The organism is Methylobacterium sp. GC_Met_3 (assembly GCF_026540775.1).
Lineage (GTDB): Bacteria > Pseudomonadota > Alphaproteobacteria > Rhizobiales > Beijerinckiaceae > Methylobacterium.
Genome location: NZ_JALNUL010000002.1, coordinates 101,938 through 127,805, shown reverse-complemented (window position 1 = coordinate 127,805; position 25,868 = coordinate 101,938). Strand labels below are relative to the sequence as shown.

General features: G+C 69.3%; 23 protein-coding genes and 1 pseudogene. 11 read left to right on the top strand and 13 right to left on the bottom strand.

The window, feature by feature from the left end; translation table 11 throughout:
* Nucleotides 1-326: 326 nt before the first annotated feature.
* The 4 genes from OXS27_RS03930 to OXS27_RS03915 all read left to right on the top strand — a co-directional run bounded on the left by OXS27_RS03930 (nucleotide 327) and on the right by OXS27_RS03915 (nucleotide 1,728).
* Entirely contained in the window at nucleotides 327-824 is a 498-nt protein-coding gene (locus tag OXS27_RS03930; protein ID WP_267354360.1) for a hypothetical protein, read from the top strand.
* Nucleotides 825-917: 93 nt separating this feature from the next.
* Nucleotides 918-1,259 (top strand): hypothetical protein, encoded by a 342-nt coding sequence (locus OXS27_RS03925; RefSeq protein ID WP_243925016.1) that lies wholly within the window; start codon nucleotides 918-920, stop codon nucleotides 1,257-1,259.
* Nucleotides 1,259-1,573 (top strand): hypothetical protein, encoded by a 315-nt coding sequence (locus tag OXS27_RS03920; RefSeq protein ID WP_243925017.1) that lies wholly within the window; start codon nucleotides 1,259-1,261, stop codon nucleotides 1,571-1,573. Before OXS27_RS03925 ends, OXS27_RS03920 begins: the two co-directional genes overlap by 1 nt.
* Nucleotides 1,570-1,728 (top strand): hypothetical protein, encoded by a 159-nt coding sequence (locus OXS27_RS03915; protein ID WP_267354359.1) that lies wholly within the window; start codon nucleotides 1,570-1,572, stop codon nucleotides 1,726-1,728. The genes OXS27_RS03920 and OXS27_RS03915 overlap by 4 nt, the downstream gene beginning before the upstream one ends.
* Before the next feature lie 15 nt (nucleotides 1,729-1,743).
* Here OXS27_RS03915 and OXS27_RS03910 read toward each other — a convergent pair whose 3' ends face one another.
* Both OXS27_RS03910 and typA read right to left on the bottom strand, forming a co-directional pair.
* On the bottom strand, nucleotides 1,744-1,971 hold the full coding sequence (locus tag OXS27_RS03910) for an RAG2 PHD domain containing protein (protein WP_243925041.1): 228 nt from the start codon (nucleotides 1,969-1,971) through the stop codon (nucleotides 1,744-1,746).
* A gap of 147 nt (nucleotides 1,972-2,118) precedes the next feature.
* Nucleotides 2,119-3,945: a translational GTPase TypA gene (typA, locus tag OXS27_RS03905; RefSeq protein ID WP_243925019.1), complete on the bottom strand. Its 1,827-nt coding sequence runs from the start codon at nucleotides 3,943-3,945 to the stop codon at nucleotides 2,119-2,121.
* 369 nt (nucleotides 3,946-4,314) lie between these two features.
* Here typA and OXS27_RS03900 point away from each other — a divergent pair.
* From OXS27_RS03900 to OXS27_RS03890, 3 genes and pseudogenes are all read left to right on the top strand, one after another.
* A pseudogene (locus OXS27_RS03900) lies at nucleotides 4,315-5,016 on the top strand (SDR family oxidoreductase).
* A 249-nt stretch (nucleotides 5,017-5,265) separates the two neighbouring features.
* Complete coding sequence (locus OXS27_RS03895; RefSeq protein ID WP_267354358.1) at nucleotides 5,266-7,911, top strand: ABC transporter transmembrane domain-containing protein; 2,646 nt, start codon at nucleotides 5,266-5,268, stop codon at nucleotides 7,909-7,911.
* Nucleotides 7,912-7,980: 69 nt separating this feature from the next.
* Complete coding sequence (locus OXS27_RS03890) at nucleotides 7,981-9,417, top strand: cytochrome P450 (RefSeq protein WP_267354357.1); 1,437 nt, start codon at nucleotides 7,981-7,983, stop codon at nucleotides 9,415-9,417.
* A gap of 141 nt (nucleotides 9,418-9,558) precedes the next feature.
* Here OXS27_RS03890 and minE read toward each other — a convergent pair whose 3' ends face one another.
* The 4 genes from minE to minC (OXS27_RS03870) form a co-directional block, all read right to left on the bottom strand.
* Nucleotides 9,559-9,897 (bottom strand): cell division topological specificity factor MinE, encoded by a 339-nt coding sequence (gene minE, locus OXS27_RS03885; protein WP_243925022.1) that lies wholly within the window; start codon nucleotides 9,895-9,897, stop codon nucleotides 9,559-9,561.
* A complete protein-coding gene (gene minD, locus OXS27_RS03880; protein WP_267354356.1) occupies nucleotides 9,894-10,709 on the bottom strand; it encodes a septum site-determining protein MinD in 816 nt (271 codons plus the stop codon). The genes minE and minD overlap by 4 nt, the downstream gene beginning before the upstream one ends.
* A 29-nt stretch (nucleotides 10,710-10,738) precedes the next feature.
* Entirely contained in the window at nucleotides 10,739-11,467 is a 729-nt protein-coding gene (gene minC, locus OXS27_RS03875; RefSeq protein WP_243925024.1) for a septum site-determining protein MinC, read from the bottom strand.
* 204 nt (nucleotides 11,468-11,671) lie between these two features.
* Entirely contained in the window at nucleotides 11,672-12,427 is a 756-nt protein-coding gene (gene minC / locus OXS27_RS03870; protein WP_267354355.1) for a septum site-determining protein MinC, read from the bottom strand.
* A gap of 115 nt (nucleotides 12,428-12,542) precedes the next feature.
* Between minC (OXS27_RS03870) and addA the strand changes: the two genes are divergently transcribed.
* Together addA and trxA are read left to right on the top strand one after the other, a co-directional pair.
* Nucleotides 12,543-16,028 (top strand): double-strand break repair helicase AddA, encoded by a 3,486-nt coding sequence (gene addA / locus OXS27_RS03865; protein ID WP_267354354.1) that lies wholly within the window; start codon nucleotides 12,543-12,545, stop codon nucleotides 16,026-16,028.
* 244 nt (nucleotides 16,029-16,272) lie between these two features.
* On the top strand, nucleotides 16,273-16,596 hold the full coding sequence (gene trxA, locus OXS27_RS03860) for a thioredoxin (protein ID WP_243925026.1): 324 nt from the start codon (nucleotides 16,273-16,275) through the stop codon (nucleotides 16,594-16,596).
* A 142-nt stretch (nucleotides 16,597-16,738) separates the two neighbouring features.
* Here trxA and OXS27_RS03855 read toward each other — a convergent pair whose 3' ends face one another.
* From OXS27_RS03855 to trpA, 3 genes are all read right to left on the bottom strand, one after another.
* Nucleotides 16,739-18,064: a folylpolyglutamate synthase/dihydrofolate synthase family protein gene (locus OXS27_RS03855; protein WP_243925027.1), complete on the bottom strand. Its 1,326-nt coding sequence runs from the start codon at nucleotides 18,062-18,064 to the stop codon at nucleotides 16,739-16,741.
* 10 nt (nucleotides 18,065-18,074) lie between these two features.
* Complete coding sequence (gene accD / locus OXS27_RS03850; RefSeq protein ID WP_243925028.1) at nucleotides 18,075-18,971, bottom strand: acetyl-CoA carboxylase, carboxyltransferase subunit beta; 897 nt, start codon at nucleotides 18,969-18,971, stop codon at nucleotides 18,075-18,077.
* Between the two features lie 80 nt (nucleotides 18,972-19,051).
* A complete protein-coding gene (trpA, locus tag OXS27_RS03845; RefSeq protein WP_244004913.1) occupies nucleotides 19,052-19,891 on the bottom strand; it encodes a tryptophan synthase subunit alpha in 840 nt (279 codons plus the stop codon).
* A 149-nt stretch (nucleotides 19,892-20,040) separates the two neighbouring features.
* Between trpA and OXS27_RS03840 the strand changes: the two genes are divergently transcribed.
* Entirely contained in the window at nucleotides 20,041-20,703 is a 663-nt protein-coding gene (locus OXS27_RS03840; RefSeq protein WP_267354353.1) for an HAD-IA family hydrolase, read from the top strand.
* Nucleotides 20,704-20,789: 86 nt separating this feature from the next.
* The gene (locus tag OXS27_RS03835; RefSeq protein ID WP_267354352.1) at nucleotides 20,790-23,444 is read left to right on the top strand and encodes a glucosidase; all 2,655 of its coding nucleotides are present in this window, start codon (nucleotides 20,790-20,792) and stop codon (nucleotides 23,442-23,444) included.
* Nucleotides 23,445-23,472: 28 nt separating this feature from the next.
* Here the strand turns inward: OXS27_RS03835 and OXS27_RS03830 are convergent, their stop codons facing one another.
* The 4 genes from OXS27_RS03830 to OXS27_RS03815 all read right to left on the bottom strand — a co-directional run bounded on the left by OXS27_RS03830 (nucleotide 23,473) and on the right by OXS27_RS03815 (nucleotide 25,830).
* The gene (locus OXS27_RS03830) at nucleotides 23,473-23,880 is read right to left on the bottom strand and encodes a MucR family transcriptional regulator (protein ID WP_243925032.1); all 408 of its coding nucleotides are present in this window, start codon (nucleotides 23,878-23,880) and stop codon (nucleotides 23,473-23,475) included.
* A gap of 349 nt (nucleotides 23,881-24,229) precedes the next feature.
* The gene (locus tag OXS27_RS03825) at nucleotides 24,230-24,946 is read right to left on the bottom strand and encodes an LrgB family protein (RefSeq protein ID WP_243925033.1); all 717 of its coding nucleotides are present in this window, start codon (nucleotides 24,944-24,946) and stop codon (nucleotides 24,230-24,232) included.
* Nucleotides 24,947-24,949: 3 nt separating this feature from the next.
* A complete protein-coding gene (locus tag OXS27_RS03820; RefSeq protein ID WP_243925034.1) occupies nucleotides 24,950-25,354 on the bottom strand; it encodes a CidA/LrgA family protein in 405 nt (134 codons plus the stop codon).
* 14 nt (nucleotides 25,355-25,368) lie between these two features.
* On the bottom strand, nucleotides 25,369-25,830 hold the full coding sequence (locus OXS27_RS03815; protein WP_267354351.1) for a TerB family tellurite resistance protein: 462 nt from the start codon (nucleotides 25,828-25,830) through the stop codon (nucleotides 25,369-25,371).
* Nucleotides 25,831-25,868 lie beyond the last annotated feature (38 nt).

The following is a 25,868-nucleotide window of genomic DNA, read 5'->3' as shown; positions in this document are numbered from 1 at the left end:
CGGGCTCTGGCTCCGCGCTGGATCGAACGGCGCGGAGCCATACCATCGGTGGATCCGATCGCGGGCGACCCTGCGGGAAAGCCACACGCCCGGTGTGTTTCCCGAGGATGGCGTGGTGCGAGTTACATATTCCTGCTGAACTGTTGGCGGCTTTTCATAGTTTTGTTTCTAAAAATAGCGATTAATTTCTAAAGTTACGTCGATTTCTTCTAATAAAATACAGCTGTTTTTGCCATAACCCTTATCGATCAACGTTGCATTTCGAGCCTGGATCTTCCTCGATCGTTCCGGTACCGCAAGAAGCGTGATTGATCGGGGGTTCTGTCATGCGTTGTTTAGTCGTGATCTTGTGCTGCCTCTGGTCGCAAGCCGTGCTGGCGCTGGGTTTTGCAGTGCACGATCTGACACCGCTGGCGGAGGACGCACGCACGGCCCTCGGCAAGGATGCCACCGCGCAGGCGGAGCCGTTCCAGCTCATGCTCATCTGCCCCGGCTGTGACGGCGCGCCGACGGTCGCGCTGCAGTTGGGCCGTCTCACGGACGGCACCGAGGGCCGGATCCGCTCCGGCAAGACCACGATGGGCGCGCTGGAGACGATATGCGTCAAGAAGAACCCGGATTGCCGGCTCACCACTCTGCCGGCCGGCCCGGGGGTCGCGTGGATCACGTCCTACGCGTTTGAGACGGGCGCCGGCGCGACCGCCATCGTCCTCCGTGACGGCGATCTTCTGACGATCGATGCCCGGTCGATCGACCGCGGTGCGGCGGAGGATACGGTGCTGCGCCTAGCCCAGAAGCTCCTGCCGCGCATCATCGGACGCTAACGTCCGAACGCTGTTGCCCGCGCCCCATCGCCCGGGGGGCGCAACTCTCCCGCGCCGCCCCGGTTGTCCTGCGAAGACACGGAAAGGCGCGCCATGACCGGCCAGACAGGACGACCGTCCCTCAAGGACTTCGACGCGAACGCGGACCGAAACGGCCAGGATCTTGGCCAGGACTCGCCGCTGGATATCGGCTTGCCTGACCGCACGCAGGCGGATCTAAAGCGAAACCCGGCGGGCGACGCCGAATCCGCGCGGATCGCCTCCGGCACCCCCGGCTCCGATGCAACGGATGCGACCGAGGCGGAGACGCCGCGCGAGAACCTCGACAAGCTGAAGGGTACGTTCAGCGAGAACGCGTCCGGCAGCGGCTCGGATCTGAGCGAGGCGATCGACCGCGCCACGGCCGCCGTCGGCCAGGACGACGGGAAGCGCTGATGGCCCGGCCGACCAGCGAATCCGGCACCGTCACCCGCAAGCCCGACGACGCGGTCGGGTCCCGTGGCGATTCGCCCGCCGGGGGCGGCCACCAGACGGCCGATCAGGCGGCCATCACCAACATGGGCGGGGGCGAAAAGCCTCAGCCGGAACCTCGCGAGGGTTGGGGCCAGACCGGCGAGCCTGGGCGGTCGCCGCCGGCGACCGGGGGCTCGTCCGGTGGCCACTCAGACCAGAAGGCGTCCCGCGGTCCTGACGCCGGCGAGACAGTCGCGGACGGGCACTACAGGGCGGAAGGGGAGAACCAAGAATGAGCGAGCGCGAGGACGCGGGTGCGAAGCCCGAGAAGCCCAGGAACATCGCACCCGACGCGGTCAAGGATCCGAACGAGAAGACCGAGGGTCATCCCGGAGCCGGGCCGTCGAGCGGTGGAAGCCAGAACGACGAGACCGACCCGGGGGGGAGCTGACGCCAGCCGGACGGCTCAGACGAGCCGGAACGGGATCGGATCTGTGGCCAGCTTCACCGCGTCGGGTCGGCAGCCGCTTTCGACGCAGGCGTAACGGATCGCATCCTGGCGGCTGCGGAAGATGCCCCCTGCACGCCCGCCGGTCTCGACGGCCACCCAATGGCCCGCGCCGTCCTGACCGACGAGATAGGACAGGGGCGTGCCGGCTGAGGCCGGCAGGGACGAGTTCAACGCGACGGTCATGGTCGTCTGGGGGTTCACGCGGACCTCTCGGGTACCGCCATGCCAAACTGGGAAGCCCGGCATAAGGATTCGATGGACCCGAGAGCGATCCGGAATAAGGTCTGCATTAGCAACCGGACATGAGCGTCCGGTTGCCGGCCGTTCAGTTCAGGCCGCGCTGTCCTTCGAGGAACGCTCGACCCGCTTGCGGTCGTTCGGATCCAGCACGGTCTTGCGCAGCCGGATCGACTTCGGCGTGACCTCGACCAACTCGTCGTCCTGGATCCAGGCCAGCGACTTCTCCAGGGTCATCCGGATCGGAGGCGTCAGGCGCACAGCCTCGTCCTTCGAGGTGGTGCGGATGTTGGTCAGCTTCTTGCCCTTGAGCACGTTCACCTCGAGATCGTTCTCGCGGTTGTGCTCGCCGATGATCATGCCCTGGTAGACCTTCCAGCCGGGCTCAATCATCATCGGGCCGCGGTCTTCGAGGTTCCACATGGCGTAGGCCACCGCCTCGCCCTTGTCGTTCGAGATGAGCACGCCGTTGCGGCGGCCGGCGATCTCGCCCTTGAAGGGCTCGTAGGCCTTGAACAGGCGGTTCATGATCGCCGTGCCACGGGTGTCGGTCAGCAGCTCGCCCTGGTAGCCGATCAGGCCACGGGTCGGGGCGTGGAATACGAGGCGCAGGCGATCACCGCCCGACGGCCGCATCTCCAGCATGTCAGCCTTACGCTCCGACATCTTCTGGACGACGACGCCGGAATGCTCCTCGTCCACGTCGATCACGACCTCCTCGATCGGCTCGAGCAGGTTGCCCTCCTCGTCCTTCTCGAAGACGACGCGGGGACGCGAGACCGCGATCTCGAAGCCCTCGCGGCGCATGGTCTCGATCAGGATGGCGAGCTGCAATTCGCCGCGGCCGGACACGTAGAACGAGTCCTTGTCGGTCGCTTCCTCAATCTTGAGCGTGACGTTGCCCTCGCCTTCCTTGAACAGGCGGTCGCGGATCATCCGGCTCGTGACCTTGTCGCCCTCGGTGCCGGCCAGCGGCGAGTCGTTCACGATGAACGACATCGTCACGGTGGGCGGATCGATCGGCTGGGCCTGGATCGGCGTGTCGACCTGCGGGTCGCAGAAGGTGTCGGCCACCGTGCCCTTCATCAGGCCGGCGATCGAGACGATATCGCCCGCCTCTCCGACGTCGATCGGCGCGCGCTCCAGGCCGCGGAAGGCCAGGATCTTCGAGACGCGGCCGGTCTCCACGACCTTGCCGTCGCGCGAGAGCACCTTGATCTGCTGGTTCGGCTTCACGGTACCGGAGGCGATGCGCCCGGTGATGATCCGGCCGAGGAACGGGTTGGCCTCGAGCAGGGTGCCGAGCATCCGGAACGGCCCCTCCTCCACCTTGGCGGGGGGGACGTGCTGGAGCACGAGCGCGAACAGCGGCTCCAGGCCGACCGAGGGGTCGGCATCCGGGCTGTCGGCCATCCAGCCGTTGCGGCCGGACCCGTAGAGGATCGGGAAGTCGAGCTGGTCGTCGGTGGCGTCGAGGGCGGCGAAGAGATCGAACACCTCGTTCACCACCTCGGTGATGCGGGCATCCGGCCGGTCGACCTTGTTGATCGCCACGATCGGGCGCAGGCCGATCTTGAGGGCCTTACCGACCACGAACTTGGTCTGCGGCATCGGCCCCTCGGCGGCGTCGACCAGCACGATCACGCCGTCGACCATCGACAGGATACGCTCGACCTCGCCGCCGAAATCGGCGTGGCCGGGGGTGTCGACGATGTTGATGCGGGTGTCCTTCCAGACCACCGAGGTGGCCTTCGCCAGGATCGTGATGCCACGTTCCTTCTCGAGGTCGTTCGAGTCCATCGCCCGTTCCTCGACCCGCTGGTTCTCGCGGAAGGTGCCGGACTGGGCCAGCAGCTTGTCGACGAGCGTCGTCTTGCCGTGGTCGACGTGAGCGATGATGGCGATGTTGCGCAGATTCATGTCGGCCCGAAACGGGTTGTGCCGGCTCCCTGGCGGCCGCGCGGCGCGGCCGTCCGCGCCGGTCCAGGTACGGAGTCGTGGTGGTTGCGTCGCAATATAAGGACACGCGCTCCGGGGCAAGGCCGACGCGTGCATGGTTGCATCCCGCCGTGCCCTTAGCTGCCGGACCACGAGGGCCCGACACCTCTGTAGGGAACAGCAGAACCAGCATAATGCGCGCCCACTCTCGCAGAGGAAAAGGTATGCGAGAGGGGGCCCGGACAGCCCGACCTGTCGATGGGACACTGCCTGAGCTGGGAAAATCGCGGGCGGTGGCGATTCGCCGCCCCGGTTTCTTCGAAACGTCAGAGGACAGCGGAGCGGACGACAATGGGCGGGAAAGTGGCGCTCGTGACGGCAGGGGGCAGCGGCATGGGGGCGGTGGCCGCCCGCAAGCTGGCGGAGGACGGTTTCGCCGTCGCGATCCTTTCGTCCTCCGGCAAGGGCGAAGCGCTGGCCCAGGAGCTTGGCGGGTTCGGCGTGACCGGCTCGAACCAGTCGCCCTAGGACCTGCAGCGCCTCGTCGACGGAGCCATGGCGCGTTGGGGCCGGATCGATGTCCTGGTCAACAGCGCCGGCCACGGGCCCCGGGCGCCGCTGCTCGACATCACGGACGCCCAGTGGCACGCCGGCCTGGACACCTACCTGATGAACGTCGTGCGCACGGTCCGCCTCGTGACGCCGATCATGCAGGCGCGGTGCGCCGGGGCGATCATCAACATCTCGACCGCCTGGGCCTTCGAGCCGAGCCCGATGTTCCCGACCTCGGCGGTGTTCCGCGCGGGGCTCGCCGCCTACACGAAGCTGTTCGCCGACAGCTACGCCGCCAATAACGTCCGCATGAACAACGTGCTGCCGGGCTGGATCGACAGCCTGCCGGCCACGGAGGAGCGCCGACAGAGCGTGCCGATGGCCCGCTGCGGACGGACCGGCGAGTTCGCCGCCACGATCGCGTTCCTCGCCTCCGAGGATGCCGCCTACATCACCGGCCAAAACCTGCGCGTGGACGGCGGCCTGACCCGCGCGGTCTGACCGCGCGGTCGCCACCTCCAACCCGGACGACGCGGCTGCGCGGCAGCCATGCGATCGAAGGCGCCGGCCTTCTCCTATATGACGGACCGATGACGCAGCGCTGCGGTCCACCAGTTCGCGCAGGGCGGACCTCTCGGGTGCATTGGATGAAACCAGACCGCTGGGCTACCGTGTTGATTCTACGCCCACGCATGGGCGCGGCGAACCGGTATGACCTCCGCTCCGACGGCTGCCTCATGGAACGAGCCGATGCGCGCGCTTGAGCCGCGGCTGTTTCCGTACATCTGGCGCTACTCGAAGGCCGACCAGTTCCGGATCTGCGCCGTCGTCCTGGCCTCACTGCCGTTCTACTTCGCCTCGCTCGACCTGCCCAAGCGCATCGTCAACGACGCAATCACCGGCAAGGCCTTCTCCCACGGCGAGGCGACCGCTTCGTTCCTCGACATCACCGTGTCGTGGCCCCAGGCGCTCTGCGGCGGGACGACGCGGCTGTTCGAGGGGTTTCAGGTCGACCGGTTCGAGCTGCTGCTCGGCCTTTCCACCCTGTTCCTCGGCCTCGTGCTGATCAACGGCGCCTTCAAGTTCTGGATCAACCTGCAGAAGGGTATCTTGGGCGAGCGGATGCTCCGACGCCTGCGCTTCCAGTTGTTCTGCCTGATGCTGCGCTTCTCGCCGGAGACGCAGCGGGAGGTGAAATCCTCCGAGACCGCGACGATCATCCGCGACGAGGTCGAGCCGATCGGCTCCTTCATCGGCGACGCGATCGTGGTTCCGGTATTCCTGGGCACGCAGGCCGCAACCGCGCTCGCCTTCATCCTGATGCAGAACCTGTGGCTCGGCCTCGCGGCCGGCGGCATGGTCGCGGTGCAGATGACCGTGATCCCGCGGCTGCGCCGAGAGATCATCCGTCTGAGCCGCCGCCGACAGATCGCCTCGCGCGCCCTCGCGGGCCGCGTCGCCGAGGTGCTCGACGGGCTACCGGCGGTACTCATCAACGATACCGGCCGCTGGGAGCGGGCGGAGATCGGCGGGCGACTCTACAGCCTCTACGACCTGCGCCTGCGGATCTACCGGCGGAAGTTCGCGGTCAAATACCTCAACAACCTGCTCGCCCAGGTGACGCCGTTCCTGTTCTACGCGATCGGCGGCGTCTTCGCCCTGAAAGGCGAGCTCGATATCGGCCAGCTCGTGGCCGTCCTCGCCGCCTATCGCGACCTGCCCCCGCCGCTCAAGGAGCTGATCGACTGGGATCAGCAGCGCCTCGACGTCGAGGTGAAGTACGAGACCGTGGCGGCGCATTTCGGGCCGCAGCGCCTGCAGCCCGCCGAACCCGAGTTAGGCGAGACGCCGCCGCCGCTCGGTAGCCCGCTCCGGGTCGAGGGCCTGACCTTGCGCGATCCGCAGGGCGGCGGCCCAATCGAGGTCGGCGACGCCGAGGTGCCACTGCCGACGCGGCTCGCCCTCGTCCCGCCCGGCCCGGCCGCCCAGGAATTCGCCCGCGTCCTCGCCGGCCTGCAGACCGCGCCGGGCGGCACGATCCGGATCGGTAAGCACGACCTGTCGATCCTGCCGCGGCCGGCTCATGCCTATCGCATCGCCTTCGCCGGCGTGGAGCCGGTCCTGTTCCCGGGGACCTTGCGCGACAACGTGCTCTACGGCCTGCGCATCCGGCCGCTGCGGATTGGCAGCCTTGATCTCAGCAAGATGCGGATCAACGAGGCGGTGAAGACCGGCAACCCGTGCGACAGCGTTGACGACCCGTGGATCGACTACCGGCGGCTGGAAATCCGCAACGCCGAAGAACTGGACGCACACCTCCTCGATCTGCTGAGCCGCCTCGATCTCGGCGACGACCTGTACCGGTTCGGCCTCGGCGCCCTCAGCTCGGTTACCCACGAGACGCCGGTGGGCCAACGCATGATCGCGGCCCGGGAGCACCTGCGCGCGCATTTCGTCGAGAAGGGCCTTGCCGACCTCGTCATCCCCTTCGCCCGCGGCCGCTACAACGATCAAGCGACCGTTGGCGAGAACCTGCTGTTCGGGGTCCCGCGCGACCCGACGCTGTTGGATCCGCAGCGCCTCGCCGCGGCCCCGCTGTTCCGCGAGGCGCTGGAGGAGGCGCACCTCCTCGACGACCTCGACCGCATGGGCGTGGCCATCGCCAGCAGCCTCAAGGACATCTTCGCCGACGTGCCGCCCGGCCATCCGCTGTTCCGGCGCTTCTCGCTGATCACGCCGGATGCCCTGCCGGATTATCTGCGCCGGCTCGCGCGCCTGCCCGAGGATGGGCGCCTCAGCGAGGCCGACAGCGTGGCGTTTCTTGCCCTCACCCTGGCCTATGTCGAGCCACGGATGCGCTTCGGCCTGCTCGACGAGGCGCTACGCCAGCGCATCGTCGGCGCGCGGACCATCGTCCAGCGCCACATGCACGGTGACCATGGCTGCGACGTCGAATCCTACGATCCCAACCGGATCAACCCGCGCAGCACCGTGCTCGACAACCTGCTGTTCGGCCGTATCGACACGGCGCGGATGCACGGCGAGGCGATCATCCAGCGGGAGGCGCGGGCGGTATTCCGGGAGTTCGACCTGGAACGCCCGATCCAGCTGCGCGGTCTGGATAAGGAGGTCGGCAATCGCGGACAGCTCCTGACCGAGCGCGTGCGGGTGCGGATCGGCCTCGCCCGGGCCATCCTGCGCCGGCCGGAGGTTCTGGTGGTCGACCGGGTGGACGAGTTCCTGGAGCACGGCGTCGACACGCTGCTGGATGTCGCGGAGGCCACCCTGCCCCAGGCGAGCCTGGTGGCCAGCCTATCGGCGGAGACGGATGCTGCCCGCTTCCCCGCGCGGCTGCCGCTGCGCAAGCCGGAGGCACGCCTGAAGGCCGCCGAATGATCGCGGCGTGATCCGGCGCACTGGCCTGCGGTTTACAGCCCAGCCCGTCTCCGGCACAGGGTGGCGCCTATGCCCGTTCTCTTGGACGCGACCGTGACACAGGCCGGCACCACCCCGAACCTCGCCGGGCTGCCGCGCGTGGTTCCTCCGCACCGCACGCCGCCGGAGCGGGAATTGCCGATCTGGGCCTATCTGCGCTCGATCCGCGACAACAGCCTCCGGGGTTTCCCCCGCCGCGCCTTCGAGGAACCGGTGACCCGCAGGGGCCTGCTCGGCCGGTCGAGCTTCATCCTGAACGATCCGGAGGCGATCCGCCGGGTCCTCGTCGAGAATCAGGCGAATTACGCGCGCACCACCGGGACGATCCGGATCCTGCGCCCGATCCTCGGCGACGGCCTCCTGATCAGCGAGGGCTCGGCCTGGCGCCACCAGCGCCGGACGCTGGCCCCGGCCTTCACGCCGCGGGCGATCGACGGCCTCGTACCGCACATCGCGACCGCCATCACGGAGGGACTGGAAAACATCGCCGTCGAGGCAAAAGCCGGCCCGGTCGACCTGTTCACCGCGTACTACCGACTCGCCCTCGAAGTGGCCGGGCGCGCCATGTTCTCGGTCGGCATGGACGAGCACGGACCGGAGCTGCGCCGGCTCATCGCCGCGTACGGCGAGCGGATGGGCCGGCCGCACCTGCTCGACATCGTAACACCCCCGGGCTGGCCGGTGCCGCTCGACTGGGCGCGCGGGCGCTTCCGCCGCCGCTGGATCCCGTTCCTCGACCGGATCATCGCGGCCCGCCAAGCCACGGACCGCAGCCAGGCCGGGTCGGGCGACCTGCTGGACCTGCTCGCGGCGGCGCGCAATCCCGACACGGGCGCCCCGTTCTCGCCGGCCGAGCTGCGCGATCAGGTGGCCACCATGATCCTCGCAGGCCACGAGACCACGGCTGGAACGCTGTTCTGGGCATCCTACCTACTAGCCCTCGCCCCGGAGGTGCAGGAGCGCGTCGCCGCGGAGGCACGGAGCGCTGATCTCGCCGATCCCACCGGCTGCCAGAGCGACGGGCGCCTCCCCCTTACCCGCGCGGTGATCGACGAGACCCTGCGCCTCTACCCGGCGGCCTTCGTGGTGGTGCGCCGAGCGCTTGGGCCCGACACGGTGGCGGGCCACGCGGTTAAGACGAGCGATATCGTGATGATGAGCCCGTGGGTGCTCCACCGGCACCGGACGCTCTGGTCGGACCCCGACGCGTTCGATCCCGGCCGGTTCCTGCCGGGGGCGCCCCCGCCGCCGCGCTTCGCCTATCTGCCGTTCGGCGCCGGCCCGCGGGTCTGCATCGGCGCGCAATTCGCGCTCAGCGAGGCGGTGATCGCGCTGGCGCACCTGCTGCGGCGGTTCCGGTTCGTGCTGGACGATGCGGAGCCGATCCTGCCCCAGGCCGTGGTCACCACCCAGCCGGAGCGGGCGGCCCGATTCCGGCTGATCCCGCGGGATCCGTTCGGCTCCTGAGGTTCGGACGCATCTGCCCAGACACGGGCCGCACAGGGATAGCGTCGACCGGATACAGCCTCGCGAACACGACGAAACCGCACCCGGCGGACCGGGCGCGGCTTCTGGATTGCGTGCCGGCGAGAGCGACTCCGCTGCGGCTCAAGCGGCCTTCTTGGAAGAACCGAGCCGCCCGCCCTTATTGGCAGCGACCTCGGCGAGCTTGGCCGCGAGCTTCGCGTCGAGCTTGCCGGCGACACCGAGCGGAAGCTCGATGTCGAGGCCGAGGGTCGAGACGCCCTCGCCACGCTCCAGGGTGACCTTCACCTTGTCGGCTTCCACCGACACGTGGTTGGCGATCACCGCCAGGATCTCGTCCCGGAGCTGCATCACGAGATCCGGACGCCCGGACTCGGCCCGCTCGTGGGCGAGGATCAGTTGGAGGCGGTCGCGCGCGACCGAGCCAGAGTTGCGCTTCTGGAAGAGGCCCAGGATGCTCATGCCGCCCTCCGCATGAACAGCTTGTCGAGGAACGACTTGCGCTCGACCGGCAGGCTCATCGGAACCTCCTCGCCCTTCAGCCGGCGCGCCGCGTCGGCATAGGCCCGCGCCGGGGCGCAGAGGGGGTTGTTGAGGGTCACCGGGCAGCCGAGGTTCGAGGCGCGCAGCACCTCCTGGCTCTCCGGGATGATCGCGAGCAGCGGGATCGACAGGATGTCGAGCACGTCCTCGGTCTTCAGCATGTCGCCGCGGTCGGCCCGCAGCGGGTCGTAGCGGGTGAGGATCAGGTGCTTCTCCATCTCCTCGCCCTTCTCCGCCTTGGCGGTCTTGGAATCGAGCAGACCGATGATCCGGTCGGAGTCACGCACCGAGGACACCTCGGGGTTGGTCACCACCACCGCCACGTCGGCGTGGTGCATGGCGAGCTGGGCGCCGCGCTCGATGCCTGCGGGCGAGTCGCAGATCACCCAGTCAAACTTCTCGCGCAGCTCTTCCATCACCCGGGCGACGCCGGCGTCGGTGAGCGCATCCTTGTCGCGGGTCTGCGAGGCCGGGAGCAGGTGCAGGGTATCGACCCGCTTGTCCTTGATCAGCGCCTGCGTCAGCTTGGCGTCGCCGTTGACCACGTTGATCAGGTCGTAGACCACGCGGCGCTCAGCGCCCATGATCAGGTCGAGGTTGCGCAGGCCGACGTCGAAATCGACGACGCACACGCTCTGACCACCCTGCGCCAGGGCCGCTCCGAGGGCCGCGGTCGTCGTCGTCTTGCCGACGCCGCCCTTGCCCGATGTGACGACGAGAACCTTTGCCACGCGTCGATCTCCCTAAATCCAGAGCTGAATTAATCTAAGCTTGCCATTCGGATGTTGCCGCCATCGAGCCAGACCTGGGCGGCCTTGCCGCGCAGGGCCGTGCCCATGTCCTCCGCCGTCCGCACGAGGCGGTCGATCCCCAGCAACTCGGGCTCGAATTTGCGGCAGTAGATTCGTGCGCGCGGGTTGCGCGCGGCTCCGGCGATCGCGCGACCGCGCAGGGCGCCGTAGACGTGGATCGAGCCCCCCGCCAGGATCTCGGCCCCCGAGGAGACCGAGCCCATCACGGTCACGTCGCCGGTCGGGTTGATGATGCTCTGACCGGAGCGAACCGAACCCTCGACGGTGATCGAGGTGACCACCTGCGGCTCCGGCTCGGCCGGGACGCTCGGGATCTCGATCTTGTCGGACGGGTGTCCCTTGAGGAGGAGCGGCGGCAGGCCCTCGCCGATGAGGTCGGTACCCTCGATCCCCAGGACCGCGATGCCGCGGGCCTTGAGTTCACGCATGAGTGTCTCGAGGGCGTCCGGCTCGGGCTTGAGCTGGGCGCAATCCAGGATGACGGCCCGGCCTTTCAGCAGAGCCGGCGAGCGCTTGAGCGCCGCGTCGAGACCCGCGAGCCACTGCGGAAGCGGCGGTTCGGGGGAGAGGGCCAGGGCCTTGAAGGCCCGCCCGCGCAGGCTGAGCGGCCGGGGCGCGGAGGGAGATGCCGCCTGGGCGGTCTCCGGATCGATTGGCTCGGGGTGGGTCTCGCTCATGTCCGCCCGTTAAGAGTCCTTACCGGACCATTGACGGCGGGTATGGTTACCGAAGGGTTAAGTTTCTGATCCGGTCGGCAAATTCTGCCGGGATCCCGGTATCAGTGCGGTAATGGACGATCGCGAGCCGTGATCGGACCGTCCCAACCCTCACGAAAGCCGCACTCAGCGGGATGGGCCGAAACATTCGGCGATCGACGACCCTCAGCCCCGTTCGAACAAATTCAGCTTGATCGCGTCCTCGAGGAGCCGCACCTCCACGGCCTGTCCCCGAAAGGCCGGATCGAGATCGTCGGCGGCGCGGTAGAGGCCGTCGATCGCCACCAGTTCCGGCTCGAACTTGCGGCACCAGATCCGCGCGGCCGGGTTCCCGGCCGCCCCCGCGATCGCCCGGCCGCGCAGGGCGCCGTAGACGTGGATCGAGCCCCCCGCGATCACTTCGGCCCCCGAGGCCACGGCGCCGAGCACGGTCACGTCGCCCTCCAAATGCAGCACGGTCTGGCCCGAGCGCACCGGCGTATCGAGGATCAGCGAGCGCGCGGCCTCTTTGGGTTGGGGCCCCGTCGGCGGCGCTTCGCCGGAAGCGGACGTGTCGATCTCACCGGCGGCGCGCCCGCCCGACAGGGCCGGCGGCATCCCGGACCCCAGCAGCGCCGGCGGTGCGCCCTCGATCCCCAGGATGGCGATGTGGCGCGCCGCGAGGTCGGCCAGCAGCCCGTCGAGGTCCTCCCGCGTCAGCCGCAGGCCCCCGAGGTCGAGGATCACCGGACGTCCCGCGAAAAAATTCGGCGCGCGCCGGTTCAGCGCGTCGAGGTCGCCGAGCCAGTCGCCCACAGGCGGGATCGGCGCCAGGACGGTCGCCATGAAGGACCGGCCGCGGAAACGGATCGGCGGGCGGGCCGGCTCGGATGTCGGCTGGGTCACGGGTATCTTCGATGTCGCTGCAATCGTCGCCTGCATCCATGCTTTGCCGGCGCGCGCTGGGCAATCCCGCAGAGGCCCGTGTGACGCCCTGGCGAGGTCGCCGCTGCGTTTCTGTTGTAGAGAGGTGCCGCAGCCGATCCGGACGAGGCCCTTGAGCAGCATCCCAGTCCAGAAACCCTTCGTCGTCGATGACCTGACCCGGGCCAACCAGCGCCGGGCGGCCGATCCGCGGGCCTCGGCCTGGGTCTCAGCCAATGCCGGCGCCGGCAAGACCAAGGTGCTGACCGACCGCGTGGTGCGCCTGCTGCTCGACGGGTCGCCGCCCGGGCGGATCCTGTGCCTGACCTTCACCAAGGCGGCCGCCGCCAACATGGCGATCCGCGTGTTCCGGCTGCTCGGGCGCTGGGTGACCCTCGACGACGCGACGCTGGCGGCGGAACTCGCCGAACTCACCGGCGAGCGCGCGGATCCTGAACGCCTGCGCATGGCCCGCCGGCTGTTCGCCCGGGCGGTGGAGACACCGGGCGGCCTCAAGATCGAGACCCTGCACGCCCTGTGCGAGCGGCTGCTGCACATGTTCCCCTTCGAGGCGAACGTTCCAGCCCGCTTCGTGGTGCTCGACGACACCAAGGCCCGGGAGATTTTTGAGATCGAAATGGCCAACGTCCTGGCCGACGCGGTCTCGAACGGCGACACGCCGCTCAGCGCCGCCCTGGCCCGGGTGACCCCCGAGGCGACGGGCGATGCCCTGCGAGCGGCGATCCGGTCCGCGCTGCGGGCCAGGGGCTTCATCGGCGACGCGGCCGGCCTGGAGGCCGCGTTCGGGCGCCTGCACGGGGCGCTCGGGCTCGCGGCCGAGGAGACGGCCGAGCGGATCGAGGCCGCGATCCTCGATGGCGGCCCCGGATGCGCACCGGAGGACAGGGCCGGATTGGTCGCAGCGCTCCGCACCGGCAAGGCCAACGACGAGAAACTCGCCGACGCGCTGGCAGAGGCGGAGGCGGAACGCGCCCGCTCCGAAGGGTTTCCCGACCGGGCCGAGGCGCTGGCCCTCTACCGGTCGGTCTTCTTCACCCAGAAGGACGAGCCCAAGGCCGACAGCAGCCTGGGCACCAAGGCCGTTCCGGCCGCCGCCAAGGAGGCGCTGATCGCCGAGCGCGACCGACTGGACCCACTGTTCGATCGCCTGCGCGCCGCCCGGGCCCATGCTCGCACACAGGCGCTGTTCCAGATCGCCGCCGAGATCCACCGTCGGATCGAGGCCCAGAAGGCCAGGCTCGGCGCCCTCGACTTCGACGACCTGATCCACAAGGCCCTCGACCTGCTCGGGCGGGTCGGCGCTGGCTGGGTCCTGTACAAGCTCGACCGGGGGATCGATCACGTCCTGGTCGACGAGGCGCAGGACACCAACCCGGAGCAATGGGCGATCCTGCGGGCGATCACCCAGGAATTTGCCGCCGGCGAAGGGGCCCGGATCGGGAACCGCACCCGCTTCGCAGTGGGCGATCCCAAGCAGTCGATCTACGGCTTCCAGGGTGCGGAGCCGCGGGAATTCGCACTGACGCGTGCGGCCTGGATCTCGGAATCGCGCTCGGCCGGCCTGACCTTCGAGGACGTGCCGCTCACCCTGTCGTTCCGCTCGACCAGCCTCGTGCTGCAGGCCGTCGATGCCGTTTTCGCCCTCGATGCCCACAACGAGGGCCTGTCCTTCGAGGACACGGTGCGCCAGACCGTCCATGCCAGTGCGCGGCCCGGCGCGCCCGGCGCCGTGGAGCTGTGGCCGATCGCCGAGCCCGAGCCCGCGGCCGAGCCCGATGCCTGGACGGCCCCGGTCGACGCGCCGGAGACCAGCGCTCCCGCGATCGTTACGGCCCGCCGGGTGGCGCAGGCGGTGCGGACCTGGGTCACCCGGGGCGACGCGACCGGCCGCGTGTGGCGCCCCGGCGACGTGCTGATCCTCGTGCGCAAGCGCGGACCGGCCTTCGAGGAGGTGATCCGCGCCCTGAAGGGCCTCGCTGTCCCGGTGGCGGGCCAGGACCGGCTGGAGGTTTCGGCCCATATCGCGGTGGCCGATCTCGTCGCTGCCGGCCGGGCCGGCCTGCTGCCCGCCGACGACCTGACGCTTGCCACCGCGCTCAAGACGCCGCTGGTCGGGCTGACCGACGAGGATCTGGTGCGGATCGCCGCCCGCCGCGACCTGTCGGAAACGCTGGAGGATGCCCTCCACCGCCACGCCGCTGCGGGCGACGCGGCGGCGCTTCACGGGCTCGCGACACTGACAGAGTGGATCGCGCTGGCGAGCCTGCACGGTCCGTTCGGCTTCTATGCGCGACTGCTCGGGCCGTTGGGCGGCCGGGCCAAGCTCGTCGCTCGACTCGGCGGCGAGGCGGGGGACGCCATCGACGTGTTCCTTGCCGCCGCCGCGCAGGCCGAAACCGGTGAGGATGCCCCCTCGCTCGGCGGCTTCCTGGCCCGCTATGTCGGCGCCGAGGCCGGGCACACGGTCAAGCGCGACCTCGAATCCGGGCGCGACGAGGTGCGCGTCATGACGGTTCACGGCGCCAAGGGCCTGGAGGCGCCGGTCGTGGTCCTCCTCGACGGCTGCGAGCCCCTGGGCCGGAACGATCCGCCCCTGCTGCCGCTGCCGGCGACCGGACCCGCTTTGCCGCCGGTCTGGTCCGGCGGTCGGACCCAGGATTGCGCCGCCACCGAAGCCGCCCGCGCCGCCCTGCTCGCCCGGGCGCGGCAGGAACACAACCGCCTGCTCTACGTGGCCATGACCCGGGCGGCCGACCGGCTCATCGTCGCGCCCTTCCGCGGCCACGAGTGCGAGACCGAGGCCGCGTGGTGCCGCATGGTCCAGGCCGGCCTTGAGACGACGCTGGGTGCGGGCCAGACTGTCGAGCTCTCCTACGGCCCGGCGACCGTGTGGCAGGAGGGGGCCGAGTCGCCCCGCGAGCGCGAAAAGCTGCCCCCGGCCGCGGCGCCGGTACCAGAGCCTGGCTGGCTCCGTAGCCCCGTTCCGCCGGAGCCGGAGGCCCCAACGCTCAACCCGTCCGGAGCGCTCGCTGCGGCGGACGGCGCCCGGGTGCCGCCGCCACGCCTCGCCGATGCCCAGGCACGGCGCCGCGGCATCCTGATCCACGCCCTGCTGCAGCACCTGCCCCGCGTCGAGCACCCGCGGCGGGAGGCGGCCGGCCTCGCCTTCGTCCGGTCCCGGGCACCCGGCCTGCCCCGGCCTGCCCACGTGGCGATCGTGCGCTCGGTCCTGCGGATCATCGACGATCCCAACCTCGCGTCCCTGTTCGACCCGGACGCCCGCGCGGAGGTGAGCCTGTCGGGGCGGGTACGCACGGCTTCTGGCGAGCGTGTGGTGCAGGGGCGTGTCGATCGTCTGAGCGTCACCACCGATACGGTGCGGATTGCCGACTTCAAGACCGGGCGGCCGCCGGATTTGGATGCGCCCCTACCACCCGCCGAGGCAGGACAGATTGCCCTCTACGCCCGTCTGCTCGGCCAGATCTATCCCGGACGCACGATCCGCCCGATGCTGGTCTGGACATCGGGGCCGGTGATCCGCGCGCTCGACGCGACCGACATCGCGGCGGCGCTGGAGCGAGCCGGAATCGTGACTTGAGTGAGCCGCATCTCCGATCCCGCCAGGCTTACCTGTGCCCGATCTCCGGCCAATGAGCCGCGCTCCATGGCGAAGGCGCTTATGCGAAAGCGCACATGTGAGAGGCATGTCCCCATATCGGATCATACTGGCGCGTCCGCTCTTCTTGACCACGCCCCGACCCGTCGCCAATTCTGAGCGAAGCGCGCGGGCCCCTGCCCGTCCGACACCGCCCCTCTGGCGGCGACTTCCGAAGGGTGACGTTATGGCGACCATGAAGGTGACCGACGCGAGCTTCGAGCAGGACGTTCTTCAGTCCGCCGAGCCCGTCGTGGTGGATTTCTGGGCGGAGTGGTGCGGCCCCTGCCGCCAGATCGGCCCGGCCCTTGAGGAGATCGCCACCGATCTGCAGGGCAAGGTGAAGATCGCCAAGGTCAACGTCGATGAGAACCCGCAGATCGCCGCCCAGTACGGCATCCGCTCGATCCCGACGCTGCTGCTGTTCAAGAACGGCGAGCGCGTGGACCAGAAGGTTGGCGCCGCGCCGAAGGGCGACCTGTCGCGCTGGATCGGCGCCCAGACCGCCTAATCAAAAAGCACCGATTTGACGTGGAAAGCCCGGCCGTAAGGTCGGGCTTTCTTGGTTCAGAGGCCGGATGTGGTGTCTGTGATCCCACGCCGAGGTCCGGTGCACGGTTGTCCGGTCTCAGGACGAGCCGAGAACGTGCCGTTCAGACCGGCGGGGTGTCGTTGGCGGCCAGGACTAAGCCGGCGAGGTAAAGCGAGCCGCAGATCAGGATGCGCGGTGGCCGCTCGAAGGCGATGTCCTTGACCATCGCCAGGGCCGCTTCGATGCTCGGCGCCGCGTAGGTCGAGAGGCCGACGCCCTCACCGATCCGGGCGACTTCTTCGGCCGGACGCGCCGCCAGCGTGCCGCTGATCGGCACCGCCACGAGGGCGCGCGCCAGTCCGACGAAGTTGCGCAGGAAACCGTCCGCGTCCTTGGTGCCGAGGAGCCCGACGATCAGCACCAGGGGGACGTCGCTCTTCTCGCCGAGATCCGCCATGGCGGCGGCGAGGATCCGGCCTCCGTCGATGTTGTGGCCGCCATCGAGCCACAGCTCGGTGCCGGGATCGAGCTGCGCGGCCAGCCGCCCGCGACCCAGGCGCTGCAGCCGGCCCGGCCAGTCGACCTCGGTGAGGCCCTTCTCCAGGGCCGTGTTGCCGATGTCGCCGAAGCCCGCCGCCCGCAGGGCCGTGATCGCCGTGCCGGCATTGACCAGCTGGTGGCGCCCGGCGAGGCGGGGGCGCGGCAGGTCGAACAGGTCGGTCTCGTCCTGGTAGACGAGCCGGCCGCGCTCCTCGTGGACCGAAAAATCCTGGTTGCCGACGAAGATGGGCCCAGCCCCGATCTCTTCGGCGCGCCGGCACAGCACCGCGTCGGCCTCGGCGTAGTCCTGGGCGGCGATCACCGCCGGGCAGCCGCGCTTGAAGATCCCGGCCTTCTCGGTCGCTACCGATTCCACCGTGTCGCCGAGATACTCCGCATGGTCGCGGCCGATCGGCGTCACCACCGCGCAGGCGGGCTGCGCGATCACGTTGGTTGCGTCGAGCCGCCCGCCGAGCCCCACCTCCAGCAACAGGACATCGGCCGGGCTCTCCGAGAACAGCACCAGGGCCGCCGCCGTGGTGATCTCGAACATGGTGATCGGCGCGCCGGCATTGGCGCTCTCGCAGCGCGCGAACGCGTCCGCCAGCCGATCCTCGTCCACGAAATGTCCACCCCCGATCCCGCCGATCCGGATCCGCTCGTGGAAGCGCACGAGATGTGGCGAGGTGTAGACATGCGCGGCCAGCCCGCCCGCTTCGAGGATCGCGCGCATGAACGCGATGGTCGAGCCCTTGCCGTTGGTGCCGGCGACATGGATCACCGGCGGCAGGCGCCGCTCCGGATGGTTGAGCTGGGCGAGCAGCCGCTCAATCCGGCCAAGCGACAGGTCGATGGTGCGGGGGTGCAGCGCGAGGAATCGCGCCATCAGGGCATCGGATGAGGCCATCGCGCGGGCTTTACGCCGCCTCGTCGGCCGTGACCGGGGTCGCCGGCGCGGCGACGTTGGTCAGGAGGCCGCAGAGGCGGGTGATCGTCTCCTTGAGCTGGTGGCGGTGGACGACCTGATCGACCATGCCGTGCTCACGCAGGTATTCCGCCCGCTGGAATCCGTCCGGCAGCTTCTCGCGGATGGTCTGCTCGATCACCCGGGGACCGGCGAAGCAGATCAGCGCCCCCGGCTCGGCGAGGTGCACGTCACCCAGCATGGCGTAGGAGGCCGTGACGCCGCCGGTGGTCGGGTTGGTCAGAACCACGATGTAGGGTAGCCGTGCCGCATTGAGCCGGCGGACCGCCACGGTCGTACGCGGCATCTGCATCAGCGACAGGATGCCCTCCTGCATCCGCGCCCCGCCCGAGGCCGCGAACAGCACGTAGGGCGTGCGCTTCTCCAGCGCCGTCTCGGCGCCGCGCACGAAGGCCTCGCCCGCCGCCATGCCGAGGGAGCCGGCCATGAAGCCGAATTCCTGCGCGGCCAGCACCATCGGGAGGCCGCCGACCCTGCCGAAGCCGATCTTGAACGCGTCCTGCAGACCGGTCTTGGCGCGCGCCTCCTTGAGCCGGTCGACGTAGCGCTTCTCGTCGCGGAACTTGAGCGGGTCGATCGGCGCCTCGGGCAGCGCCACGTCGATCCACGTGCCCTCGTCGAACATCATCTTGAGGCGCGCCTGGGCGCTCATCTTGAGATGATGCTCCGAGCCGGGGATCACCCAGTTATTGGCCTCCACCTCCTTGTGGAATACCATCTGGCCCGTATCCGGGCATTTGACCCAGAGATTCTCGGGCGTTTCGCGCTTGAATAGGGTCTTGATCCGGGGGCGCACCACCTCCGAGATCCAGTTCATCGGTTCGACCATCGCCTCGCGTCCGTCCGCTTCGAGCCCGCGACAATATCAGGTGGCCGGCGCTTCACCGCCAGGGTCGGCATGGATGACCCTCAGGCCGCCCGCTCCACCGAAGCGGCGCGCACGCCCTCGGCCAGTTCGCGCACCAGCCCCGCCACCGCCGGGACACTGCCCGCCTGGGGACGGCCCTCGGCGTCGAGCGAGCGCACCAGCGCGTCCACCAGGGCCGAACCGACCACGACACCGTCCGCACCCTTCGCGATCGCCGTCGCATGCGCGCCGGTCTTCACACCGAAGCCGACCACGACCGGCAAATCGGTGTGGCGGCGGATGCGGCCCACCGCCTCCGAGACCTTGCCGAAATCCGGCGTCGCGGTGCCGGTGATGCCGGTGATCGACACGTAATAGACGAAGCCCGCCGTGTTCGCGAGCACCGCCGGCAAGCGCCGCTCGTCGGTGGTCGGCGTCGCGAGCCGGATGAAGGCCAGCCCTTTGGCGAGTGCCGGCAGGCACAGCTCGGAATCCTCCTCCGGCGGCAGATCGACCACGATCAGCCCGTCGATTCCGGCCGCCACCGCGTCCTCCAGGAACCGGTCGACGCCGTAGGTGTGGATTGGATTGTAATAGCCCATCAGCACGATCGGCGTGGCGTCGTTCTCCGCCCGGAAGCGGCGCACGAGGTCCAGCGTGCCGGCGACGGTTTGTCCGGCTTTGAGCGCCCGCAGGCCGGCCGCCTGGATGGCCGGGCCGTCCGCCATCGGGTCGGTGAAGGGCAGGCCGAATTCCAGGATGTCGGATCCGGCACCCGGCAGGGCCTTCAGGACCTCCAGGGAGGTCTCGGGATCGGGGTCGCCCGCCATCACGTAGGTGACGAGGACGGCCCGGTTCTCCGCGCGGGCGCGGGCGAAGGTGGCGTCGATGCGGCTCGGCATGGGTCGGCAGGGTTCGCGGTTGCGGGCATCTGGAGCCCGGGGTTGCACCCGCGCTACACCAAAGCCGGCGGCCCGTGAAGCGGGCGGCGCTCGGCTCCCCTGCGCGCACCCTGGTTGCTGCCGTGGCGGCCCGCCGCTAGCGCTCCGCCATGACCATTACGCTCCCGACGCGCCGTTTCGCCGCGCTGCTGTTCGACATGGACGGCACGCTCATCAGCTCGATCGCCTCGGCGGAGCGGACATGGTCGCGCTGGGCTGCAGCGCGCGGGCTCGACGTGGCCACGTTCCTGCCGACGATCCACGGCGTGCGTTCCGTGGAGACGATCCGCCGCCTCAACCTGCCGGGTGTCGACCCGGATGTGGAGGCCGCTGCGATCACGCGGGCCGAGATGGAGGATGTCGGCGACGTCACCGAGATCCCGGGGGCGCGCGCCTTCTTGGCGACGCTACCGCCGGATCGCTGGGCGATCGTGACCTCGGCGCCGCGAGCCCTGGCCCGGCGCCGACTCGAAGCGGCCGACATGCCAACACCCACCCTGATGATCGCAGCCGAAGATGTGGCCCAGGGCAAGCCCGCGCCGGACTGCTTCCTGCTGGCCGCGCGCCGACTTGTAATCGCCGCGGCGGAGTGCTGCGTGTTCGAGGACGCGCCGGCCGGGATCCGCGCCGCCGAGGCGGCGGGCGCATCCTTGGTGGTGGTGACGGCGACCCATCACGAACCGGCGCCGGCCGGGCATCCGGCGATCGCCGATTACCGCCGGCTCCGCGCGGTGGCGGATCCGGACGGTATTCGCCTCACGACGGAGCATTGAGGCAATCTCGGCAGAGCCGTTGACTTTCGTCGCCGGCCGCGTGGCCCTATTCAGCGTGCGAACGCCGGATGCGGAACAGTATGCCGATGACCAAGCCCGACGGCATGAGGCCGCGCCTCTTCGAGACCGAAGAAGGCCTCCGGCTGGTCGCAGCGCGCAGCGATCCGGCGTGGCGCCACTGGGGGCCGTATCTCAGCGACCGGCAATGGGGCACGGTCCGGGAGGATTACAGCCCGGACGGTGAGGCCTGGGATTACCTGCCCCACGACCATGCCCGGTCCCGCGCCTATCGCTGGGGTGAGGACGGGATCGGCGGGTTCGGTGACCGGCACCTCAACTGGTGCCTGTCGCTGGCCCTGTGGAACGGCCGCGATCCGATCCTGAAGGAGCGGCTGTTCGGACTGACCAACCAGGAGGGCAACCACGGCGAGGACGTCAAGGAACTCTACTACTACCTCGACGGCACTCCGACACACGCCTTCATGCGGATGCTCTACAAATATCCGCAGGCCGAATTCCCGTATGAACGGCTCGTCGCGGAAAACGGGCGCCGCGGCCTCGACGATCCCGAATTCGAGCTGCTCGACACCGGCGTCTTCGAAGCAGGCCGCTACTTCGATCTCGAAGTGGCCTACGCCAAGGCGGCGCCCGACGACATCCTAATGCGGGTCACCGCCACCAACCGGGGGCCGGACCCCGCCGATCTGACGCTGCTGCCGCAGCTCTGGGCCCGCAACACATGGTCGTGGAAAGAGGGTTCGCCGAAGCCTGAGCTGATGGCGGGATCCGACGGATCGGTCTGGGTACGCCATCCCGATATGCCGCCGATGCGCTTCTTCGCCGAGGATGCCGCCGAGCTGCTGTTCACCGAGAACGAGACCAACACGCGTCGCCTGTTCGGCGCCGGGCCCGCGGATGGCTTCTACAAGGATGGGATCGACCGATGCGTGGTCGGCGGCGATCGGGCGGCCGTCAATCACCTGTCCGGCACCAAATGCGCCGCCCGCTACGTGCTCCATCTTGGCCCCGGCGAGAGCCGTATCTTACGCCTGCGCCTGCGCGCCGAGACCGCCCCGGGGGAGCCCTTCGCGGATTTCGACACGGTCTTCGCCCAGCGTGAATCCGAGGCGGATAGCTTCTATGCCGCCCTGCAGGCCCCGATCGCCGATCCCGAGATGCGCCGCGTCCAGCGGCAGGCGCTGGCCGGCATGCTGTGGTCGAAGCAGCTCTATCATTACGATGTGCGCGAGTGGCTGGCGGGCGACCCTGCACAGCCCGTCCCCTCCCCTGCGCGCCGGAACGGGCGCAACGAGGACTGGGCGCATCTGCGCGCCAACGACATCATCTCGATGCCGGATGCCTGGGAATATCCCTGGTTCGCCTCTTGGGACCTCGCCCTCCAGGCGATCGTCTTCGCGCTGATCGACCCGGACTTCGCGAAGAACCAGCTGCTGCTCCTCGTCGACGAGGCCTACGCTCATCCGAACGCGGCGCTGCCGGCCTACGAATGGGGGTTCGGGGACGCCAACCCTCCGATCCACGCGCTGGCCGCCTGGCGGGTGTTCGAGCTGGACCGGGCGCTCGCAGGCACCGCGGACCACGCCTTCCTCAAGCGGATCTTCAACAAGTTGACCCTGAACTTCACGTGGTGGGTCAACCGCAAGGATGCCGACGACCGCAACCTGTTCCAGGGCGGCTTCCTCGGGCTCGACAATATCGGGATCTTCGACCGGTCGAAGCCAGTGGGCGACGGCGCCACCCTCACACAGTCCGACGCCACCGCCTGGATGGCCGCCTACGCGCTGGCCCTGATGCGCATCGCCATCGAGCTGGCGCTCCAGGACCCGACCTACGAGGACATGGCAGAAAAGTTCTTCGAGCATTTCCTCCTGATCGCCGCGGCCACGGGCGACGGCGTCTGGGACGAGGAAGACGGCTTCTTCTACGACGTGATCGAGACCCGCGACGGCGCGCGGCTGCCGATCCGGGTGCGGACCCTGGTGGGCCTGATCCCGATCTTCGCGGTGGCCACGATCAACGAATGCGACCTCGAGAAGCTGCCCGCTTTGCGCAACCGGATGCTGTTCTTCCTGAAGAACCGCCCGGACCTTGCCTCCCTGGTGTCGCGCTGGAACGAGCCGGGCCAGGGCCAGACCGCGCTGCTGTCGCTGCTGCGCGGACATCGGCTGAAGGCGCTGCTGCACCGCGCCCTCGATCCGGCGGAGTTCCTATCCGATCATGGCCTGCGCGGGGTGTCGCGCGTCTATGCGGATCGGCCCTTCTGCTTCGCCTGGGACGGGCGGGATCTCGGTCTCGCCTACGAACCCGCGGAGTCGCGCTCGCGCCTGTTCGGCGGCAATTCGAACTGGCGCGGGCCAGTCTGGATGCCGGTCAACTACCTGTTGATCACCGCCCTGAACCGGTTCCACGACTATTACGGCCCGGATTTCCGGGTCGAGGCACCGACCGGCGCGGGGGGAACCTCCTCCCTGCGCGAGATCGCCCTCGACCTGTCACGTCGCCTGATCGCCCTCTCGACCCGGGATTCTGACGGGCACAGGCCGGTCTACGGAGAAAGCCGGATCGAGCAGGACGATCCGCATTTCCGCGACCTCGTGCTGTTCTATGAATATTATGACGGCGACACCGGCCGGGGCGTGGGCGCCTCCCATCAGACCGGCTGGTCCGGGCTCGTGGCCCTGCTGATCCAGGACGTCGCCACAGCTTCGGCGCCGGACTGAACGGCAGCGCGTGATCCGACGGTGCCCCCTACTCGGCCGCCGTCCTCATCCGGAGCCGCTGATCGGCCCCGATCTGGCGCGAGATGTCCGAACGACGGGCGCTGTAGATCGCCGACACCAGCGGGTAATCGACCGGCAGGCCCCACTTGGCCCTGTAGGCTTCGGGCGTCAGCCCGCGGAGGGTCAGATGCCGTCGCAGGGTCTTGTAGGGTTTTCCATCCTCGAAACTGACGATCGCGTCGGGCCGGATCGACGCCCGGATCTGCGCTTCGGTCGCGCGTCTGGTCGGCGCTTGCGACGGGCGGTCCAGACCCACAACCGCGCCGTGTACCGTGGTCAGTAGATCCGGCAGAATATCGGCCGGGACGCTGTTGCGCGTGACGTAAGCGCTCGTGATCCGCGCGGCGATCTCGACACTGGGCGGGGTGATCCGCATGGCCGCCTCCTCCGTACCGTCGGAATTCGACGGGGGTTTATATTCGCGTTGCGACGTCGACCGACCTTGAGAGTCTGAACAGTCGAACACTCGACACAACTAGAGCGCGAATTAATTTATGAATCACTCTACCTAAAATATGTAAAGGCCGTCAACGCCAATCCAGCATGCGCGCCTATCGGGGACGGCGTCGATGTCGCCGGGCGTGCCGCTCAGCCCCAGCGGGCGAGGTGTCGAGGCTGGGCGTGCCAGGATGCTCCGGACAGGACGGGAGGTACGCTTCCAGTCGGCAGCCGCGTGGATCGCACGTCACCCGCACGAAGCCGGCCGCCCGATCCGCGAACGCGGCTCAGAACAGCAGGTGCAGCGCCAGCGGCGCCAGGATCGCCGTCAGGAAGGCGTTGAGCCCCATAGCAATGCCCGCGAAGGTGCCGGCCACTTCGCTTACCTGGAAGGCGCGTGCGGTGCCGATGCCGTGGGCGGCGAGGCCAGCCGCGAAGCCCCGGGCGCGCATGTCGTGGATCTTCAGCGCGTTCATCATCGGCGTGACGAGGATCGCCCCGATGATGCCGGTGAGGATCACCAGGATCGCGGTCAGCGTCGGGTCGCCGCCGAGCGCCTCCGCGATGCCCATGGCGACGCCGGAGGTCACCGATTTCGGGGCGAGCGAGACGAGAACCGGCTGCGGGATGTCGAGCAGCCGGGCCAGCGCGATCACCACCGCCAGCGTCGTCGCCGCCCCCGCGGCGAGCGCCGTGAGCATTGGCACCAGCGCCCGCTTCACGGTGGCCCGCCGCTCATAGAGCGGCATCGCCAGCACGACGGTCGCGGGTCCGAGCAGGAAGTGCACGAACTGCGCGCCCTCGAAATAGACCGGATAGGCCGTGCCGCTCAGGGCCAGCACGCCGCCGACCAGCGTCACCGTGATCAGCACCGGATTGGCGATCGGATGCCGGCCGGTCGCGGCGGCGATCCGGTCCGCCAGGACGTAGGCGGTCAGCGTCACGGTCAGCCACAGCAGCGGCGTCTTGGCGAGGTAGACCCAGAGGGAGAAATCGCCGCTCACGCGTCAGGACTCCCCATCGCGCCCCGGCCCCTCCACCCGGGCCGCCACCGCACGGAACACCAGCACGGTCACGAGCAGCGAGAGCGCCGTCGACACCACCAGCACGATAGCGAGCTTGACGCCCTGCGCCCGCAGCAAGTCGAGGCGGCCCACGACGCCGACGCCCGCCGGAACGAACATCAGCGACAGGTTCATCAGGAGCCCCCGCGCGGTGGTCTCGAGGGTGCCGTCGGTCAGCGGCTTCGGGAGAAAGCGGGGCAAACCGAACCGCGGATTGTCGCGCAGCAGCAGGAAGCCGAACATCAACCCCATGCCGATTACGGGTCCAGGGATCGGCACGTGGGCACCGCGGGCGATCGCCTCGCCGACGAGCTGGGCCAGAAGAATGAGCGCCAAGCTCGCGATCATCGCCCAGCTGCCCCTTACGCCAGCCCGGCCTGCTGCTGGCCGGTCCGGCGCGCCGTCGCGATGGCGCCATCATCGAAGCCGAGCAGCCGACCGAGCCGCTCCACCAGGGCCTCCTCGAACTCGTCGACCCGGCCGTCCGCCGCCGCGACCGACCATGCCATCGCGAGAAGCTCCTGGCGCTCGGCCTTGTTGGCCTCGTGAGGGATCATCTCGACGAGGCTCACCACGTCGCGGGTCTCCGCATCCATCGCGGCCGCGCGCTCGATCAGCGCCCGCGCCGCGTCCGGACCGTCGGCGTAATGGCCCTGCACGAGGCGGGACAGGCGCTCGCTCTCGGAGTCCGCCAGGATCCCGTCGACCCGCGCCACGTGGACGAGGAGCGCGGTTGCGGCGAGATGCGTGTCGTCCACGGCTTCGTGCGCACCCACGCCGAGGGCTTCGGCCGCGTAGGCGCGCAGGCGTGCGATGAGGGACATGGGAGCTCCGAAGGGGGCACCGATCGTTCGTGCCTCGC

Bases quoted from the DNA above. Each gene is read 5' to 3' on its own strand.
- minC (WP_243925024.1), bottom strand. From the start codon at position 11,467: ATGAGCGAGACCCACCCCGAGCCAATCGATCCGGAGACCGCCCAGGCG.
- OXS27_RS03820 (WP_243925034.1), bottom strand. From the start codon at position 25,354: ATGATCGCGAGCTTGGCGCTCATTCTTCTGGCCCAGCTCGTCGGCGAG.
- minC (WP_267354355.1), bottom strand. From the start codon at position 12,427: ATGCAGGCGACGATTGCAGCGACATCGAAGATACCCGTGACCCAGCCG.
- OXS27_RS03855 (WP_243925027.1), bottom strand. From the start codon at position 18,064: ATGGCCTCATCCGATGCCCTGATGGCGCGATTCCTCGCGCTGCACCCC.
- accD (WP_243925028.1), bottom strand. From the start codon at position 18,971: ATGGTCGAACCGATGAACTGGATCTCGGAGGTGGTGCGCCCCCGGATC.
- minE (WP_243925022.1), bottom strand. From the start codon at position 9,897: ATGAGCATCCTGGGCCTCTTCCAGAAGCGCAACTCTGGCTCGGTCGCG.
- OXS27_RS03895 (WP_267354358.1), top strand. From the start codon at position 5,266: ATGCGCGCGCTTGAGCCGCGGCTGTTTCCGTACATCTGGCGCTACTCG.
- OXS27_RS03815 (WP_267354351.1), bottom strand. From the start codon at position 25,830: ATGTCCCTCATCGCACGCCTGCGCGCCTACGCGGCCGAAGCCCTCGGC.
- OXS27_RS03835 (WP_267354352.1), top strand. From the start codon at position 20,790: ATGACCAAGCCCGACGGCATGAGGCCGCGCCTCTTCGAGACCGAAGAA.
- OXS27_RS03910 (WP_243925041.1), bottom strand. From the start codon at position 1,971: ATGACCGTCGCGTTGAACTCGTCCCTGCCGGCCTCAGCCGGCACGCCC.
- OXS27_RS03925 (WP_243925016.1), top strand. From the start codon at position 918: ATGACCGGCCAGACAGGACGACCGTCCCTCAAGGACTTCGACGCGAAC.
- OXS27_RS03920 (WP_243925017.1), top strand. From the start codon at position 1,259: ATGGCCCGGCCGACCAGCGAATCCGGCACCGTCACCCGCAAGCCCGAC.
- trpA (WP_244004913.1), bottom strand. From the start codon at position 19,891: ATGCCGAGCCGCATCGACGCCACCTTCGCCCGCGCCCGCGCGGAGAAC.
- OXS27_RS03840 (WP_267354353.1), top strand. From the start codon at position 20,041: ATGACCATTACGCTCCCGACGCGCCGTTTCGCCGCGCTGCTGTTCGAC.
- typA (WP_243925019.1), bottom strand. From the start codon at position 3,945: ATGAATCTGCGCAACATCGCCATCATCGCTCACGTCGACCACGGCAAG.
- OXS27_RS03830 (WP_243925032.1), bottom strand. From the start codon at position 23,880: ATGCGGATCACCCCGCCCAGTGTCGAGATCGCCGCGCGGATCACGAGC.
- OXS27_RS03930 (WP_267354360.1), top strand. From the start codon at position 327: ATGCGTTGTTTAGTCGTGATCTTGTGCTGCCTCTGGTCGCAAGCCGTG.
- trxA (WP_243925026.1), top strand. From the start codon at position 16,273: ATGGCGACCATGAAGGTGACCGACGCGAGCTTCGAGCAGGACGTTCTT.
- OXS27_RS03890 (WP_267354357.1), top strand. From the start codon at position 7,981: ATGCCCGTTCTCTTGGACGCGACCGTGACACAGGCCGGCACCACCCCG.
- OXS27_RS03915 (WP_267354359.1), top strand. From the start codon at position 1,570: ATGAGCGAGCGCGAGGACGCGGGTGCGAAGCCCGAGAAGCCCAGGAAC.